The organism is Paraburkholderia sp. A1BS-2L (assembly GCF_051125205.1).
Lineage (GTDB): Bacteria > Pseudomonadota > Gammaproteobacteria > Burkholderiales > Burkholderiaceae > Paraburkholderia.
Map to the genome: position 1 here is coordinate 1579873 of NZ_CP120429.1, position 15612 is coordinate 1595484.

Sequence of the window (15612 nt, forward strand, 5' to 3'; positions counted from 1 at the left end):
CCCGCCATATGCGTATCGCGCTAGGAATCCAGTACGACGGGGCCGCCTACTGCGGCTGGCAATCGCAGCCGCACGGCAAGACGGTGCAGGACGCGCTCGAGCGCGCGCTGCGCGAGTTCGCCACCGTGCCGCTGCCCACCGTGGTCGCGGGTCGCACCGATACGGGCGTGCACGGCCTCGGCCAGGTCGTGCACTTCGACACCGACCTCGACCGCGCGCCGTTCTCGTGGGTGCGCGGCACCAATGCGTTTCTGCCGCCGACGGTGGCCGTGCAATGGGCGCAGCCGATGCCCGAGGCGTTCCACGCGCGCTTTTCGGCGTTCGAGCGCACGTATTACTACGCGCTCTACGTGAACCCGGTGCGCTCGCCCATGCTGGCGGGGCGGGCCGGCTGGATCCACACGCCGCTCGACGTGGACGCCATGCGCGAAGCGGCCGCCTGCCTGATCGGCGAGCATGATTTTTCGGCGTTCCGCTCGTCGGAGTGTCAATCGAAGACGCCCGTGAAACACCTGTATCAGATCGATATCCGGCCGCTGGGCGATTTCATCCACTTCCGTTTTCGCGCGAACGCGTTTCTCCACCACATGGTGCGCAACCTGATGGGCTGCCTCGTGGCCGTGGGGCGCGGCCGCTACCCGGCCGCATGGATGGCCGAGGTGCTGGCCGGGCTCGATCGCACCAAGGCTGCGCCGACCTTCATGCCCGATGGCCTGTATCTTGCGCAAGTAGGCTATCCTGAAGAGTTCGCCGTCCCCGCCGCGCATACGGCCAGCGTGCCGTGGAGCACCGTCTGGGCCGACGCCAGCCCGACGTGAGCCCGCAAAACGCGAAACATCCCAACCGCCCATCGAGTCTCGATTCATGACGTCAGCAGAACACCCCGCCATCGCTGCCACGCACCGCACGCGCATCAAGCTGTGCGGGCTTTCGACACCCGAGGCGATCGCGCACGCCATCGACCTGGGCGCCGACGCCATCGGCCTCGTGTTTTATCCGCCGAGCGCGCGCTCGGTGAGCGTGGCGCAGGCGGTCGAGCTCACCCACGACATTCCGCCGTTCGTCTCGGTGGTGGGCCTGTTCGTGAACGCCACGCCGCAATGGGTCGGCGAGGTCGCGAGCAACGTCTCGCTAACGCTACTGCAGTTTCACGGCGACGAAACCTCCGACCAATGCGAATCGCTGGCCTCGGTTGCCGGTTTGCCCTGGTTGCGCGCATTGCGGGTGGCGGCCGATACTCGCAAAGCCGATTTGATAGAATGGGCAAATCGTTATTCATCAGCCAGCGGCCTGCTGTTCGACACCCATGTCGAAGGTTACGGCGGCGGCGGGAAGGTCTTCGATTGGTCACTTATCCCCGCAGGGCTCGCGCGTCGGGCCGTTTTAAGTGGTGGCTTGAACGCGCAAAACGTCAGTGATGCGATTCGCCAGGTGCGTCCGTTCGCCGTCGATGTCTCCAGTGGCATCGAGGTCCCGGGCGCGAAGGGCGTGAAAGACCACGCCCGTATGGCGGCGTTCGTGCGCGCAGTGCGCGAAGCGGACGCGGGATAATTTCTTGGACCAGCCAGCCCTTGCGCAATGCGGGGCCCCCGGTTGGTCGAGCGAGTGACTTATGTACAATTTGCCCGATGAACGCGGCCATTTCGGCCCTTATGGCGGCGTATTCGCTGCCGAAACCCTGATGCAGGCGATCGACGAGCTGCGCGACGCCTACGCGAAATTCAAGGACGATCCCGACTTCGTCGCCGAATATCAGCGCGAGTTGAAGCATTTTGTCGGCCGTCCGTCGCCGATTTATCATGCGCAGCGCTGGAGCGAGCTGCTGGGCGGCGCGCAGGTATATCTCAAGCGCGAAGACCTGAACCACACCGGCGCGCACAAGGTGAACAACGTGATCGGCCAGGCGCTGCTCGCGAGACGCATGGGCAAGCCGCGCGTGATCGCGGAAACCGGCGCGGGCCAGCACGGCGTGGCGACGGCCACGATCGCGGCGCGCTTTGGCATGGAATGCGTGGTCTACATGGGCGCGGAAGACGTGCGCCGCCAGGCTGCCAACGTCTATCGCATGAAGCTGCTGGGCGCGACCGTCGTGCCGGTGGAATCGGGCTCGCGCACGCTCAAGGACGCGCTCAACGAAGCCATGCGCGACTGGGTCACCAACGTCGAAAACACCTTCTACATCATCGGCACGGTGGCGGGCCCGCACCCGTATCCGATGATGGTGCGCGACTTCCAGCGCGTGATCGGCGACGAATGCCGCGTGCAGATGCCGGAAATGACGGGCCGCCAGCCCGACGCCGTGATCGCGTGCGTGGGCGGCGGATCGAACGCGATGGGCATCTTTTATCCATATATCGATGACACTTCGGTGCAGTTGATCGGCGTCGAGCCCGCCGGCGACGGCATGGAGACGGGCCGCCACGCGGCCTCGCTCGCGGCCGGCACGCCGGGCGTGCTGCACGGCAACCGCACCTACCTGCTGCAGGACGAAAACGGCCAGATCATCGAAACGCATTCGGTTTCGGCGGGTCTCGACTACCCCGGCGTCGGTCCCGAGCACGCCTGGCTCAAGGACAGCGGCCGTGCACAGTACGTGACCATCGACGACGAGGAAGCGCTCAGGGCATTCCACGACTGCTGCCGCATCGAGGGCATCATTCCCGCGCTCGAATCGAGTCACGCGCTTGCGTACGCGGCGAAGCTCGCGCCGACGCTGCCCAAAGACAAGGTTCTGCTGGTGAACCTGTCGGGCCGCGGCGATAAGGACATGCATACGGTCGCTGAGCGATCGGGCATCCAGTTCTGAGCGCCCGGAGCGATACCCGCGATGCGTGACGAGTTCGACGAGCCGCAACTGCCGGTGCCTGAAGGCGAGGCCGGCGCCGAGACGGCTGCTCCCGTGGCAGCCGCCGAAGCGCCCGCCGCCTTGCCCTCGGTGCCCGCAGTGCCCGACAGCATCCGGCTCCTGAACCGCGACTTCCTGACCGATGCAGCGAACCTGCCCGACGCCTCGATCGATCTGATCGTCGCCGATCCGCCTTATGGGCTCGGCAAGGACTACGGCAACGACTCCGACATGCGCTCGGGCGAGGATTTCCTCGCCTGGACGTATGCGTGGCTCGACCTGGCGATTCCCAAGCTCAAAGCCAGCGGTTCGCTTTATGTGTTCTGCACCTGGCAGTACGCGCCCGAGATCTTCGTTTATCTGAAGTCGAAAATGACGATGATTAACGAGATTGTCTGGGATCGTCGCGTGCCCAGCATGGGCGGCACGACCCGCCGCTTCACCTCGGTGCACGACAACATCGGTTTCTTCGCGGTCTCGAAAGATTACTACTTCGATCTCGATCCCGTCCGCATCCCATACGATGCCGTCACGAAGAAGGCGCGTTCGCGCAAGTTGTTCGAAGGCAGCAAGTGGCTGGAGCTCGGCTACAACCCCAAGGACGTCTGGTCCGTTTCGCGGCTGCACCGTCAGCACGCGGAGCGCGTGGATCATCCCACCCAGAAGCCTCTTGAGATCGTCGAGCGCATGGTGCTCGCGAGCTGCCCGCCGGGCGGCCGCGTGCTGGACCCGTTCATGGGCAGCGGCACTACGGCAGTCGCCTGCGCGCGTCATCAGCGCGAATTCGTCGGCTATGAAATTAATGAAAGTTACTGCGCGATCGCGCACGAACGCGTCGGCCTGGCTGCAATTGACGCTTGCGCACGTGCGTCTGCCGCGGTGTCCGCGGCTGTTGCGGCCGGCGCATGATGCGCTTGCGCCGCCACTGGCTCGCGCCGCGCGGTAACGACCGAATCTGAGGACCCTGCTATGTCCCGCATCAAAACCACGTTCGCGGCGCTTGCCGCCGCCAACAAGAAAGGCCTGATCCCGTTCATGACCGCCGGCGACCCCGATCCAGCGCGCACGGTCGAATTCATGCATGCGCTCGTTACTGGCGGCGCGGACGTGATCGAACTTGGCGTGCCGTTCTCGGACCCGATGGCCGACGGCCCGGTGATTCAGCAGTCGTCGGAGCGCGCGCTTGCGAAGGGCGTGACGCTCAAGAGCGTGCTCGCCGACGTCAAGCGCTTCCGCGAATCCGATACGCAAACTCCCGTCGTGCTGATGGGCTACGCGAACCCGATCGAGCGCATGGGCGCCGATGCGTTCGCCGCCGCTGCGAAGGATGCCGGCGTGGACGGCGTGCTGGTAGTCGACTATCCGCCCGAGGAGTCGGTGGTGTTCGCCTCGATGATGAAGGCTGCGGGCATCGACCCGATCTTCCTGCTCGCGCCCACCTCCACCGACGAGCGCATCGCCGCAGTGGGGCGCGCGGCGAGCGGCTATGTTTATTACGTCTCGCTCAAGGGCGTGACGGGTGCGGGGCACCTCGACGTCGGGAGCATCGCGAGCAAGATCCCGGCGATCAAGGCGCGCGTGCCGCTGCCGGTCGGCGTGGGCTTCGGCATTCGCGACGCGCAAACGGCCGCCGCCGTGGCGCAAGTCTCCGACGCCGTGGTGATCGGCAGCCGCATCGTGCAGTTGCTCGAGAAGGCGCCGGCCGACACCGCCGCCGAGGCGCTGACGCAATTCGTGTCCGATATTCGGGCAGCGCTGGATGCGGTTGCGGACAACGCAAAATAAGACTGCTGTAAAATCGCTTTTTCGCCATGCGCGGTCGGGGTCGGAACCCGGTCATCGAGACCGGGTCGACGTCACGCCGTCCGCGCCCGCGCATCACGATCAAGGAAAGAACATCAATGAGCTGGCTCGACAAACTGCTGCCGCCCAAGATCAAGCAAACCGATCCGAAAAGCCGCAAGAGCATTCCGGAAGGCTTGTGGATCAAGTGCCCGTCGTGCGAGGCGGTCCTGTACCGCAACGACGTGGAAGCGAATCTGCACGTCTGCCCGAAGTGCGATCACCACATGCGGATCAACGCGCGCGAGCGCCTCGACGGGCTGCTCGATCCGGAAGGCCGCTATGAAATCGGCCAGGAAATCGTTCCGGTCGACGCGCTGAAGTTCAAGGACAGCCGCAAGTACCCCGACCGCATCAAGGAGGCCATGGACGACACCGGCGAAACCGACGCCATGGTCGTCATGGGCGGCGCGATCCACACGCTGCCGTGCGTGGTCGCCTGCTTCGAGTTTGCGTTCATGGGCGGCTCGATGGGCTCGGTGGTGGGCGAGCGCTTCGCGCGCGGCGCGCAGAACGCGCTCGAGCAGCAAGTGCCGTTCATCTGCTTCACGGCCTCGGGCGGCGCGCGCATGCAGGAAAGCCTGCTCTCGCTGATGCAGATGGCCAAGACCACGGCCATGCTCACGAAGCTCTCGGAAGCCAAACTGCCGTTCATCTCGGTGCTGACCGACCCCACCATGGGCGGCGTGTCGGCGAGCTTCGCGTTTCTCGGCGACGTCGTGATCGCGGAGCCGAAGGCGCTGATCGGCTTCGCCGGTCCGCGCGTGATCGAGCAGACGGTGCGCGAGAAGCTGCCCGAAGGCTTCCAGCGCGCGGAGTTCCTGATGCAAAAGGGCGCGATCGACATGATCGTCGACCGCCGCAAGATGCGCGAGGAAATCGCCCAGTTGATGGCGCTGCTGCAGCGCCAGCCCGCCGACGCGGTGGCCTGAGCGCACCGGACCTTGCACGCGCGCGGAACTTGCGGGTTTCGCGCCTTGTCAGACGCGCCGCAAGCGAAAGCAAGCGGCGCGTTGTCATTTCCGCGATAATGCCGTTTTTTTGCAGCGGCTCATGCGCGCCAGATCGACGTCTCGATGCTTGGCCGCCCGCTGTGCATGGAATTCCCTGAATCGTCCCGATGAGTACTTTTCCCTCCCTCGACGCGTGGCTCACGCATCTCGAAACTGCGCATCCGGTCGGCATCGACATGGGCCTCGAGCGCATCCGCAAGGTCAAGGACGCGCTGAACCTGAAGTTCGATTGCCCGATGTTCACGGTCGGCGGCACGAACGGGAAGGGTTCTACCTGCGCGATTCTCGAAACCATCCTGCTCAAGGCCGGCTACCACGTCGGCTGCCACACGTCGCCGCATCTGCTGTCGTTCAACGAGCGCGCGCGCATCGACGGCGTCGAGGCCAGCGACGCTGACCTGCTGCCGCACTTCGAGGCCGTGGAGGCCGCGCGCAACACCTTCGCCACGCCGGTCTCGCTCACGTACTTCGAGTTCACGACGCTTGCGATCATGCATCTGTTCGCGTCGCGCGGGCTCGACGCCGTGATCTTCGAGGTGGGCCTCGGGGGGCGTCTCGATGCCGTGAATGTACTCGACACCGACTGTGCGATCGTCACGAGCATCGACCTCGACCACACCGAATACCTCGGCGACACGCGCGAAAAGATCGGCTTCGAAAAGGCCGGCATCTTCCGCGCCGGCGCGCCCGCGATCTGCGCGGACCCGCTGCCGCCGCAGTCGCTCATCGACCATGCGCAGGCGATCGGCGCCGATCTGTGGCTGTTCGGCCGCGATTTCCGCTATGAAGGCCAGGCCGGCAGCGAGCGTCAGCAATGGAACTACGTGGGCCGCTCGCTGCGCCGTTCGGCGCTGGCCTATCCGGCGCTGCGCGGCGCGAATCAGCTGATCAATACGTCGGCGGCGCTGGCCGCGCTCGAAGCGCTGCGCGACCGGCTGCCGGTGTCGGCGCAGGACATTCGCCTCGGCCTCGCCAACGTGGAGTTGCCGGGTCGCTTCCAGGTGTTGCCGGGCAAGCCGTCGATCATCCTCGACGTGGGCCACAATCCGCACGCCGCAGCGGTCCTCGGGCAAAATTTATCTGGCATGGGGTACTTTCCGTACACCTACGCGGTGTTCGGCGCGATGCGCGACAAGGACCTCGCCGGCGTGATCGCGCACCTGAAGGGCGAGATCGACCACTGGTGCGTGACCGATTTGCCGTTGCCGCGCGCGGCTTCGGCGCTACAGCTTGAAGAAGTGCTGCGCGAGGCCGGAGTGGAAGACGGCCCTGACAGCAGCATTACGCGCTACGAAACGCCCGCCGCGGCGTTTCAAGATGCGCTAAAACGGGCGTCCGAAAATGATAGAATTCTCGTTTTCGGAAGTTTTTTGACGGTTGCCGGCGTCATGGCCTGGCGAAAGTCGCAGCAGCACTGATTGCGCGGTTCATCACAGCCGCTACGCAGAGGCCAACAGCAGCCATACATGGGAATTTTCTCGTTCGGCAAGAAAGACGACGCGCCCAGCCGACGCGACTCTGAGGCTGGCTCCCGCCGCCGGAGCAGTCAGAACACGCGCGTGGAGCGGCGCAGCCGCCGGCCGGCCCGCTCCGGCGACGCCGAGGCGATGCTGCTCGATCCCACCCTGCCGGAAAAGCAGCGCGCGCGCCGGCGCCTCGTCGGCGCGATTGCGCTGGTGCTGGCCGCCATCGTGATCCTGCCGATGGTGCTCGACTCGCACCCCAAGCCGGTCACCGACGACATCTCCATCGATATTCCTAGCCGCCCGGCCTCGAAGGCTGAAGCGCGCCACGAGGACACCCAGGCGGGCGTCGCTCCGGACAATCCCGCTGCGGCGGAAGCCGGGCTGGGCGTAGCAACGCCCGGCGCTTCGGGGCTCTCGGCAGCCTCGGGCGCAGCGCCGACACAGACTGCGCAAGCGAAGCCCGCTGCGCCGGCCAGGTCCGCGCCGGCGGCTCAAGCCCAAACCCAGACTCAAGCTCAAGCTCAAGCTCAAGCGAATCAATCGGCCGAAGCCGCGCAGGCGCCGCGCACCGCCGCGAAGCCGGCTGCGCCGTCTTCGGGTTCGGCTGTCGCGTCGCGCGGCAAGACGGGCACCTCGGCAGCGGCTAATGCCAACGCAGCCGAAGGCGACGGCACGGCCGCCGCGCCGTCGGGTGCGCGCTTCGCGGTGCAGCTGGGCGCGTTCAGCAGCGACGCCACCGCGAATAAATGGGTCACGAAGTTGAAAGCCGCAGGCGTGCCTGCATATACCGAGCAACGCAAGGAAGCCGACGGCACGACGCGCACGCTGCTGCGCGCGGGTCCGTTCCCCGACCGCGCCTCCGCCACCGAGGCGATCGCGAAGGTGCGCGGCGCGGGCCTGATGACGGGCTCGAACGGCTCTGCACAATAGCGCCCGATGTTCACGGCATTCGACTACGCTGTAATGGCGGTGATCGGTTTGTCCGCACTGCGCGGGGCGTGGCGTGGGCTCATCGGCGAAATTTTCGGGCTGATTGGCTGGATCGCGGCGCTCATCGTGGCGTGCCGCTACGTGGATCGCGTGGTGCCCTTCATTCCGGCGAACTGGCCGGGCGGGGCGCTGACCCAGTGGCTGATCGCCTTCGCGCTGATCGTGATCGGCGTGGTGCTCGTGGCCGGCGTGGCGAATGCGCTGCTCGGCCGGCTGGTCCAGGTGAGCGGATTGTCCGGTGTGGACCGCTCGCTTGGCATGATGTTCGGCCTCGTGCGAGGCGTCGTGCTGGTGCTGATTCTTGTCGTCCTCGCGGGACTGACGGAGCTGCCCCAGCAAGACTTCTGGCGCAAGGCGCTGCTGCGGCCCTATGCCGTGCAGGGCGTGCTCGAACTCAAACCGTTTTTGCCCGAGACGCTCGCGGCCTACGTTCACGTCTGACCAGAAACTGGTCGGCTGTCGTTACCGCGCCGTCAATGTCACTGCTGATTTCGCTTTTTTGAAGGACCTGCCATGTGCGGCATCGTAGGCGTAGTTTCCCGCTCCCCCGTCAATCAGCTCCTCTATGACGCGCTGCTGCTTTTGCAGCACCGTGGTCAGGACGCGGCCGGCATTGCCACCGCGAACGGCAACACGTTCCACATGCACAAGGCCAACGGCATGGTGCGTGACGTGTTCCGCACGCGCAACATGCGCAGCCTGCCCGGCACCAGCGGCATCGGCCAGGTGCGCTACCCGACGGCCGGCTCGGCGTCGAGCGAAGAGGAGGCCCAGCCGTTCTACGTGAACGCGCCGTTCGGCATGATCCTCGCGCACAACGGCAATCTCACCAACTGGCAGCAGCTCAAGGAAGAGATGTTCCGCGTGGACCGCCGCCACGTGAACACCAATTCCGATACCGAAGTGCTGCTCAACGTGCTCGCGCACGAAGTGCAGCTCGCGAGCTCGGGCCTCGAACTCGATCCGGCCGCGCTCTTCAAGGCCGTCTCGGGCGTGCACCGCCGCGTGCGCGGTTCGTACGCGATCGTCTCGCTGATCGCCGGCTACGGCCTGCTCGCGTTCCGTGACCCGTTCGGCATTCGTCCGCTGTGCATCGGCAAGATCGAGACGCCGGAAGGCACCGAGTGGATGGTCGCTTCGGAGTCGGTCGCGCTCGAAGGCATCGGCTTCGAGTTCGTGCGCGACGTACAGCCGGGCGAGGCGGTGTTCATCGACTTCGACGGCAAACTGCACGCGCAGCAATGCGCGGCGGCGCCCAAGCTGAACCCCTGCATTTTCGAGCTCGTGTACCTCGCGCGTCCGGACTCGGTGATCGATGGCGTGCCGGTGTACAACGCGCGCCTGCGCATGGGCGACTATCTCGCCGAGAAGATCAAGCGCGAGCTGCCCGACGTGAAGATCGACGTGGTCATGCCGATTCCCGACTCGTCGCGCCCGGCGGCCATGCAGGTCGCGAACAAGCTCGGCGTGGAATACCGCGAGGGCTTCTTCAAGAACCGTTACGTGGGCCGCACCTTCATCATGCCGGGGCAGGCCATGCGCAAGAAGTCTGTGCGCCAGAAGCTCAACGCCATGGGCATCGAGTTCAAGGGCAAGAACGTGCTGATCATCGACGATTCCATCGTGCGCGGCACCACCTCGCAGGAAATCGTGCAGATGGCGCGCGACGCCGGCGCGACCAAGGTGATCTTTGCCTCGGCGGCGCCGCCCGTGAAGTACCCGAACGTCTACGGCATCGACATGCCCACGCGCGGCGAGCTCGTCGCGCATGGCCGCACCGACGAAGAAGTGGCACGCATCATCGGCGCGGATCATCTCGTGTATCAGGACGTGGAGGCGCTCAAGCAGGCCGTGCGCGACATCAATCCCGAGCTCACGGAGTTCGAAGCTTCGTGCTTCGACGGCGATTACATCACCGGCGACATCACGAGCGCGTATCTGGACAAGATCGAGCTGGCGCGTCTGGCGCCCCAGGCGCAGTCCGACCGCGACGCCGCGAGCGACGCGATGGACGGCGGCACGCGCTCGCAGCTGCATCTGCAGCTCTCGGTGGAGTAAGCGAAGCGAACGTGGCGCGCGTGCATGGCGCGCTCTTGACGTGCTGAATTCCGCGCATGTCGAGCGAGCCCGCTTCTGCCTACGCAGAAGCGGGCTTTTTTGCGCCTGTGCTCCGTGTGTACGGATGAAATGGATACGCGATACGCTGCAGGCATGGCGGCTTCAATGGCGGGTCCGCTGGCTCGAGGCGCATCTCGCTGTGAAGCGCGTCTTTTATCCGGGGCTCGAATCGCATCTGCAGCACGCGCTCGCGATGCGTCAGCAGAAGCCGAGCGGCGTGATCGTCTCGTTCGAGCTCAAGGGCGACACGCCCGAGGCGCAGCGCGCGAACGCGTGGCGCGTGATCGACGGCACGAAAATCTGCTCGATCACCGGCGATCTCGGCGACACGCGCACGACCATCACGGCCACCACCACGCATGGGCCGCATCACACCCGAGGCGCGCACGGCGGCGGGCATTACCGAAGGGCTGATCCGGCTCGCGGTGGGCCTCGAAGACCCGCGCGACGTGCGCCGCGATCTCGCGCACGGGCTTGACGCGGCGCAGTAAGCTTCGCATTCCAACTACGCTTTTCTTGTTCGTGAGTTCGTCATGGCCGTCATTCGTGCGTTGTTCGTTTATCCGGTGAAATCCTGCGGCGCGATCGCGCTCGATCACGCGCAACTCGACGCAAAGGGGCTGCCGTGGGACCGTCACTGGATGGTGGTGGACGAGAACGGCCGCTTCGTCTCGCAGCGCGAAATCGCGGCGATGGCGCGCATCGTGCCCGCGTTCGTCGAGGGCGGCGTGCGTCTCACGATGACGGACCTGGACACGCCGCTGGACCTGCCTTTCACGCCGCACGGCAACGAAGCGCACGTGCAGGTGACGGTCTGGAAGGACACGTTCGAAGCGCTCGACGAAGGCGATGAAGCCGCGCAGTGGTTTTCGCAGGCGCTGGGCGTGGCGGTGCGCCTCGTGCGTTTCGCGCCGGACGTCACGCGCCTCGCGAGCAAGCAGTGGACGAACGACGAGGACGTGCCCACACAGTTCGCCGATGGCTTTCCGCTGCTCGTCACGAGCGAAGCGTCGCTGGCGGACCTGAACGCGCGGCTGGCGGCGAAGGGCGCAACGCCGGTGCCGATGAGCCGTTTCCGCCCGAACATCGTCGTGGATGACGTCGATGCGTTCGACGAAGACTTTATCGACACGCTGTCGATCGAGGGCGGCGGCATTGTGCTGCGCTTCGCCAAGCCGTGTGCGCGCTGCCCGATCACGACGATCGATCAGCGCACGGGCGAGCGCGATGGAGAGTGGCCCGCCGAGCCGCTCGACACGCTCGCGGCGTTCCGCGCCGATCCGCGCGTGGACGGCGGGCTCACGTTCGGTCAAAACGCGATGGTGATCGCGGGCGCGGGCGAGCGGGTCGCGGTGGGCGCGCGGGCGCAGTGGGAATACCGCTTCGAGGAGTGATGGCGCAGCGGCGCGCGTGGGTTGATGTCGAGCCGCGTCGAGCCGGCGCTCAGTGCGAAGGCAGCGCGCGCCACTGCCCGGGCGCGAACCCGAAACGCCGCGTGAACGCGTGCGTGAATGCGCTCTGGTCGCCGAAGCCCACTTCCAGCGCAATGTGCGTGAGCGAGAGGCGGGGATCCGCGAGCAGCATGAGCGAGGTGTCCAGACGCAGGCGCTGCAAATAGCGATGCGGCGTCTCGCCGAATGCTTCGATAAAGAGCTGATGAAAGCGCCGCATGCCGAAGCCGCAATGCGCGGCCAGATCGGCGATGCGCAACGGTTCCGCGAGATGCGCGCGCAGCCAGCGGTCGACGCGCGCGAAGTCGAGGCCCGCCGCGGCTTCGAAGGCGTCGCTGCTGGCGATGCCCGTTTGCGCGAGCACGGCCGCGCACAATTGCGCCGAGGCGTCCCAATGAAAGCGGCGGGTGCGCGTGCCGGTTACCGGCGTAGCGCTACGTTGTGCTTGCGAGGCGATCTCGCGCACGAGCTGCGTGAGCGCGGGGTCGATGCGCACGGCGCGCGCCGTATCGAAGAGCCGCTCGGGCACCGCCAGTGCGGCGGCGGGCAAGTCCAGCACGAGCTGGCGGTTCTCGCCGATGCCCGCGTAGTCGTGCCGCGCGCCGGCCGGAATTAGCCAGGCCGAGCGCGGGTCGATGCGCTCGCCGACACCGTCCACCGTCATCTCCATCTCGCCGTCGAGCCCCAGCACGATCTGATGAAAATCGTGCACGTCGGTTTCCTCGATTGCGCCGTAGCAGCGCAAGGCGATGCCGGGCGCGGCGGCCGATGAGGCGTGATGCGGATTCATGACGAACGATGCGTGGAGCGCAATGCTCAGACGGCGAGCAGTTCCACTTCGAACACGAGCGTGGCGTTCGGCGGAATCACGCCGCCCGCGCCGCGCACGCCGTAGCCGAGTTGCGGCGGGATCGTGAGCTTGCGCACGCCGCCGACCTTCATGCCCTGCACGCCTTCGTCCCAGCCCTTGATGACCATGCCGCCGCCCAGCACGAAGGCGAACGGGTCGTTGCGGTCTTTGCTCGAATCGAACTTCTGGCCGTCCGTGAGCCAGCCGGTGTAGTGCACGCTGACGGTCTGGCCGGCCTTCGCCTCGGCGCCGCTGCCTTCGGTCAGGTCTTCGTACTTGAGGCCGGATGCGGTGGTCACGATGGACATGGAACACTCCTGAATCGGAAAAAGGGAAAAGCGTTATTGTAGGCGCTTTGCAGGGCGCGCGAGACGCGCCCCCCCGCGCGTGCTTCGTCTGCGGGTGCTTCGTCTGCGGGTGCATTTGCAGGCACGTCATGTGCGGCGCGTGGGCTTCCCGGCGGTGCGAGCCGCATGAGACGAAGGCGCAGCGAAGCCAGAGTGTCGCCGCTGCCTATAATTGGGGCCGGCCCGCCCCCGGCGAGCGAAAGAAAAGGAATCCGATGGCGTCCACCACTCCCACCCCGAGCGAGCGCACGGCACGTCTGTGCGCCGAAGCCGCGCTGTTCATGCGCGATCACGTGCTCTCGCGCGTGTCGCACGACTTGCGCAGTCCGCTGAACGCAATCCATAGCTGGGCCTATGTGCTCGAGCGCAAGATCGACGGCGCCGATGCCGCCGCGCAGCGCGCGCTCGTGGGCATCCGCACGGGCGTCGAGCAACAGGTGCATCTGCTCGAAACGCTCGTCGATACGACGCGCGCCGAAACGCGCAAGCTGCATATCGAGCGCGCGCCGTTCGCGCTCGACGCGCTGATCGGCGAGACCGTGGACGAGGCGCGCCGCGCGCTCGCCGACGCGCGCGGCGTGAGCCTTGCCGTGCGGGGCGTGCCCACCGGCGCGACGCTCGACGCCGCGTGCGAGCGCATCGGGCAGGCGCTCTGGCTCATGCTGGCGTTCGCGACGGAGGCAAGCACGCCGGGCGCGGCGGTCACGCTGGACGTGAGCATGACGGCCACGGCCGCTCAATTCGAGGCGCATTGGCAGGCGAACGGCGCGGCGCTCGCCGACGAGGCGCTGCCCCATCTGTTCGAAGCATTCGCCCGGGCTCAGGCGCGCGAGCCGCAGGAGGCGGGCCGCTCTCCGTGGGTGCTAGCGCTGTGCCAGCGCGTGGCTGAGGCGCATGGCGGGCGCTTCGAGGCGCGGCCGCTGGTGGAGGGCGAGGCGGCCTCGCTCATGCTCAACGTGCCGATCGGTGGCGCGTAAAAGCGCGTAAAGGCGCGTAAAAGGGGGTGTAGCGGGCTTCGGCGCGCGTTCCCGCGCGGGCGTAAAAACGAACCCGCGCGAACCCTCGCGATTCGTGAGATCCGTGCGCGCCGTCAGCCCGCATGGGCATCGGCCTCGCGACGCAGGCGAGCGGCAAGCGTGTCGCGCCGGGGGCACAGGTCGTGCCGTGTGAGCCATCCGGCCAGCCGTTCAGGTCTTACAGGGTTCTTTCACCCTTATACTGAGCGATTCGTTTTCCGGAGCCCTTTCTCTTGAGTCAGCTTATCGCTCTCGCCGGCGCGCTGTTGCTTGTTGCCCTCAACGGTTTCTTTGTCGCGGCGGAGTTCGGTCTCGTCAAGCTGCGCGCGACGCGCGTGCAAAGCCTGGCGACCCAGCACGGCCTGCGCGGGCGGCTGCTCGCCAAGGTCCACGGGCAGCTCGACGCTTATCTTTCCGCGTGCCAGCTCGGCATCACGCTCGCTTCGCTCGGCCTTGGCTGGATCGGCGAGCCGGCCTTCGCGCAGTTGCTCGAACCGGTGTTCGATCTCGTGGGCGTGCGCTCGCCGGAACTGATCCACGCCATTTCGCTCGCGTTCGCCTTTACGGTGATTTCGTTCCTTCACATTGTGGTGGGGGAACTCGCCCCCAAGTCGCTCGCGATTCGCGAAGCCGAGAAGATCTCGCTATGGGCCGCCGCGCCGCTGTACGGCTTCTACTGGACGATGTATCCGGCCATCTGGGTGCTCAATTCGAGCGCGAATGCAGTGCTGAAACTGGTGGGCCTCTCGGCGGAGCACGGCACCGAGACCCATTACTCGACCGACGAACTCAAGCTGATCCTGCGCAGCCGCCGCTCGGCGGCAGAGGCGCAGGCCGAGGAGCGCGCGCAAGCCGATGCGAGCGCGCGGGTGGATGGCCGCGCCAGCGGTATCGCTCAACGTGCGAGGCATGCCGGGAACGCGGCAGGCGCAGCGCATACCGCCGACACTTACAGCGCCGACGAATGGAACGCGCTCGCGCATTCGCTGGACTTTTCGCGCCTGACCGTCTCGGACCTCATGCGCCCCGCGCACGAGATGGTCGGCCTGCGCCGCGACCTCTCGCTCGCTGAGAACATGCAGATCGTCGCGCGCCATCGCTTCAGCCGCTATCCGCTCTTCGAGGACGCCTCGGGCGAGCGCGTGGCGGGCCTCATTCACCTGAAGGATCTGCTGCTCGCGCGCGAGGCGGGCCACGCGCTCGATGACCTCGGCAAGTTCGTGCGTCCCGTGCAGTACGTGAAGCCCGAGACGCCCGCGCTCGCGCTGTTCCGGCGCTTTCGCAAGGGCGCGCCGCACTTCGCGCTGGTCGGGCGCAAGGGCATGCGGCCGGGCGGTTTTCTCACGCTCGACAATATGCTGGGCGCGCTGGTGGGCCAGATCCACGACGAATTTCATCAGGCCGACACCGACTGGACCCGCATGGACGACGGCACGCTGATGGGGCGCGGCAGCTTGCCGGTGGTATCGCTGGAGCAGGCGCTCGGCATCGATATCGACGAAGGGCGTGCGGAATCGGTGGGCGGCCTCGTGATTCATGCGCTCAACGATCTGCCCTCGGAGGGGCAGCGGGTCGAGTTCGACCGCTTCGACATCGTCGTCAAGAAGATGAAAGGGCCGCGCATCGTGCTCGTGCGCGTGTATCCGAAGGATCTGGAGGACGAGGGCGGCTGAG

The 15612-nt window shown here is 66.4% G+C and carries 15 protein-coding genes and 1 pseudogene; 14 read left to right on the plus strand and 2 right to left on the minus strand.

Translation table 11 applies throughout. From position 1 onward, the window contains the following. The first annotated feature begins 8 nt into the window (after positions 1-8). From truA to P5W98_RS21985, 12 genes and pseudogenes are all read left to right on the plus strand, one after another. Positions 9-818, plus strand: a complete 810-nt coding sequence (truA, locus tag P5W98_RS21930) for a tRNA pseudouridine(38-40) synthase TruA (protein ID WP_421026002.1) — start codon at positions 9-11, stop codon at positions 816-818. Between the two features lie 46 nt (positions 819-864). Next, complete coding sequence (locus P5W98_RS21935) at positions 865-1551, plus strand: phosphoribosylanthranilate isomerase (RefSeq protein ID WP_421026001.1); 687 nt, start codon at positions 865-867, stop codon at positions 1549-1551. Between the two features lie 61 nt (positions 1552-1612). Continuing rightward, positions 1613-2806 carry a tryptophan synthase subunit beta gene (gene trpB / locus P5W98_RS21940; protein ID WP_421026000.1) on the plus strand — a complete coding sequence of 398 codons (1194 nt, stop codon included), beginning with the start codon at positions 1613-1615 and terminating at the stop codon, positions 2804-2806. A gap of 21 nt (positions 2807-2827) precedes the next feature. After that, on the plus strand, positions 2828-3754 hold the full coding sequence (locus tag P5W98_RS21945) for a DNA-methyltransferase (RefSeq protein WP_421025999.1): 927 nt from the start codon (positions 2828-2830) through the stop codon (positions 3752-3754). 60 nt (positions 3755-3814) lie between these two features. Continuing rightward, positions 3815-4630 carry a tryptophan synthase subunit alpha gene (gene trpA, locus P5W98_RS21950; protein ID WP_421025998.1) on the plus strand — a complete coding sequence of 272 codons (816 nt, stop codon included), beginning with the start codon at positions 3815-3817 and terminating at the stop codon, positions 4628-4630. A gap of 116 nt (positions 4631-4746) precedes the next feature. After that, positions 4747-5619 carry an acetyl-CoA carboxylase, carboxyltransferase subunit beta gene (gene accD / locus P5W98_RS21955; RefSeq protein WP_421025997.1) on the plus strand — a complete coding sequence of 291 codons (873 nt, stop codon included), beginning with the start codon at positions 4747-4749 and terminating at the stop codon, positions 5617-5619. Positions 5620-5807: 188 nt separating this feature from the next. Then, entirely contained in the window at positions 5808-7118 is a 1311-nt protein-coding gene (gene folC, locus P5W98_RS21960; protein ID WP_421025996.1) for a bifunctional tetrahydrofolate synthase/dihydrofolate synthase, read from the plus strand. A gap of 48 nt (positions 7119-7166) precedes the next feature. Beyond that, complete coding sequence (locus P5W98_RS21965) at positions 7167-8096, plus strand: SPOR domain-containing protein (protein ID WP_421025995.1); 930 nt, start codon at positions 7167-7169, stop codon at positions 8094-8096. A gap of 6 nt (positions 8097-8102) precedes the next feature. Further along, a complete protein-coding gene (locus P5W98_RS21970; RefSeq protein WP_421025994.1) occupies positions 8103-8597 on the plus strand; it encodes a CvpA family protein in 495 nt (164 codons plus the stop codon). A 72-nt stretch (positions 8598-8669) separates the two neighbouring features. Beyond that, positions 8670-10214: an amidophosphoribosyltransferase gene (gene purF / locus P5W98_RS21975; RefSeq protein ID WP_421025993.1), complete on the plus strand. Its 1545-nt coding sequence runs from the start codon at positions 8670-8672 to the stop codon at positions 10212-10214. A 175-nt stretch (positions 10215-10389) separates the two neighbouring features. Next, positions 10390-10765, plus strand: a pseudogene (locus tag P5W98_RS21980) (PLP-dependent transferase); the annotation flags it as partial. Positions 10766-10807: 42 nt separating this feature from the next. Continuing rightward, positions 10808-11668, plus strand: a complete 861-nt coding sequence (locus tag P5W98_RS21985) for an MOSC domain-containing protein (RefSeq protein ID WP_421025992.1) — start codon at positions 10808-10810, stop codon at positions 11666-11668. Between the two features lie 49 nt (positions 11669-11717). Here the strand turns inward: P5W98_RS21985 and P5W98_RS21990 are convergent, their stop codons facing one another. Further along, a complete protein-coding gene (locus P5W98_RS21990; protein WP_421025991.1) occupies positions 11718-12515 on the minus strand; it encodes an AraC family transcriptional regulator in 798 nt (265 codons plus the stop codon). A gap of 26 nt (positions 12516-12541) precedes the next feature. Beyond that, complete coding sequence (locus P5W98_RS21995; protein WP_035531324.1) at positions 12542-12883, minus strand: FKBP-type peptidyl-prolyl cis-trans isomerase; 342 nt, start codon at positions 12881-12883, stop codon at positions 12542-12544. 254 nt (positions 12884-13137) lie between these two features. On the opposite strand from P5W98_RS21995, the gene P5W98_RS22000 reads away from it, so the two are divergent. Further along, positions 13138-13899 carry a sensor histidine kinase gene (locus P5W98_RS22000; RefSeq protein WP_421025990.1) on the plus strand — a complete coding sequence of 254 codons (762 nt, stop codon included), beginning with the start codon at positions 13138-13140 and terminating at the stop codon, positions 13897-13899. Between the two features lie 272 nt (positions 13900-14171). Next, positions 14172-15611 (plus strand): hemolysin family protein, encoded by a 1440-nt coding sequence (locus P5W98_RS22005; protein ID WP_421025989.1) that lies wholly within the window; start codon positions 14172-14174, stop codon positions 15609-15611. The last annotated feature ends 1 nt before the right edge of the window (position 15612 follow it).

Bases quoted from the DNA above. Each gene is read 5' to 3' on its own strand.
- truA (WP_421026002.1), top strand. From the start codon at position 9: ATGCGTATCGCGCTAGGAATCCAGTACGACGGGGCCGCCTACTGCGGC.
- P5W98_RS21935 (WP_421026001.1), top strand. From the start codon at position 865: ATGACGTCAGCAGAACACCCCGCCATCGCTGCCACGCACCGCACGCGC.
- trpB (WP_421026000.1), top strand. From the start codon at position 1,613: ATGTACAATTTGCCCGATGAACGCGGCCATTTCGGCCCTTATGGCGGC.
- P5W98_RS21945 (WP_421025999.1), top strand. From the start codon at position 2,828: ATGCGTGACGAGTTCGACGAGCCGCAACTGCCGGTGCCTGAAGGCGAG.
- trpA (WP_421025998.1), top strand. From the start codon at position 3,815: ATGTCCCGCATCAAAACCACGTTCGCGGCGCTTGCCGCCGCCAACAAG.
- accD (WP_421025997.1), top strand. From the start codon at position 4,747: ATGAGCTGGCTCGACAAACTGCTGCCGCCCAAGATCAAGCAAACCGAT.
- folC (WP_421025996.1), top strand. From the start codon at position 5,808: ATGAGTACTTTTCCCTCCCTCGACGCGTGGCTCACGCATCTCGAAACT.
- P5W98_RS21965 (WP_421025995.1), top strand. From the start codon at position 7,167: ATGGGAATTTTCTCGTTCGGCAAGAAAGACGACGCGCCCAGCCGACGC.
- P5W98_RS21970 (WP_421025994.1), top strand. From the start codon at position 8,103: ATGTTCACGGCATTCGACTACGCTGTAATGGCGGTGATCGGTTTGTCC.
- purF (WP_421025993.1), top strand. From the start codon at position 8,670: ATGTGCGGCATCGTAGGCGTAGTTTCCCGCTCCCCCGTCAATCAGCTC.
- P5W98_RS21985 (WP_421025992.1), top strand. From the start codon at position 10,808: ATGGCCGTCATTCGTGCGTTGTTCGTTTATCCGGTGAAATCCTGCGGC.
- P5W98_RS21990 (WP_421025991.1), bottom strand. From the start codon at position 12,515: ATGAATCCGCATCACGCCTCATCGGCCGCCGCGCCCGGCATCGCCTTG.
- P5W98_RS21995 (WP_035531324.1), bottom strand. From the start codon at position 12,883: ATGTCCATCGTGACCACCGCATCCGGCCTCAAGTACGAAGACCTGACC.
- P5W98_RS22000 (WP_421025990.1), top strand. From the start codon at position 13,138: ATGGCGTCCACCACTCCCACCCCGAGCGAGCGCACGGCACGTCTGTGC.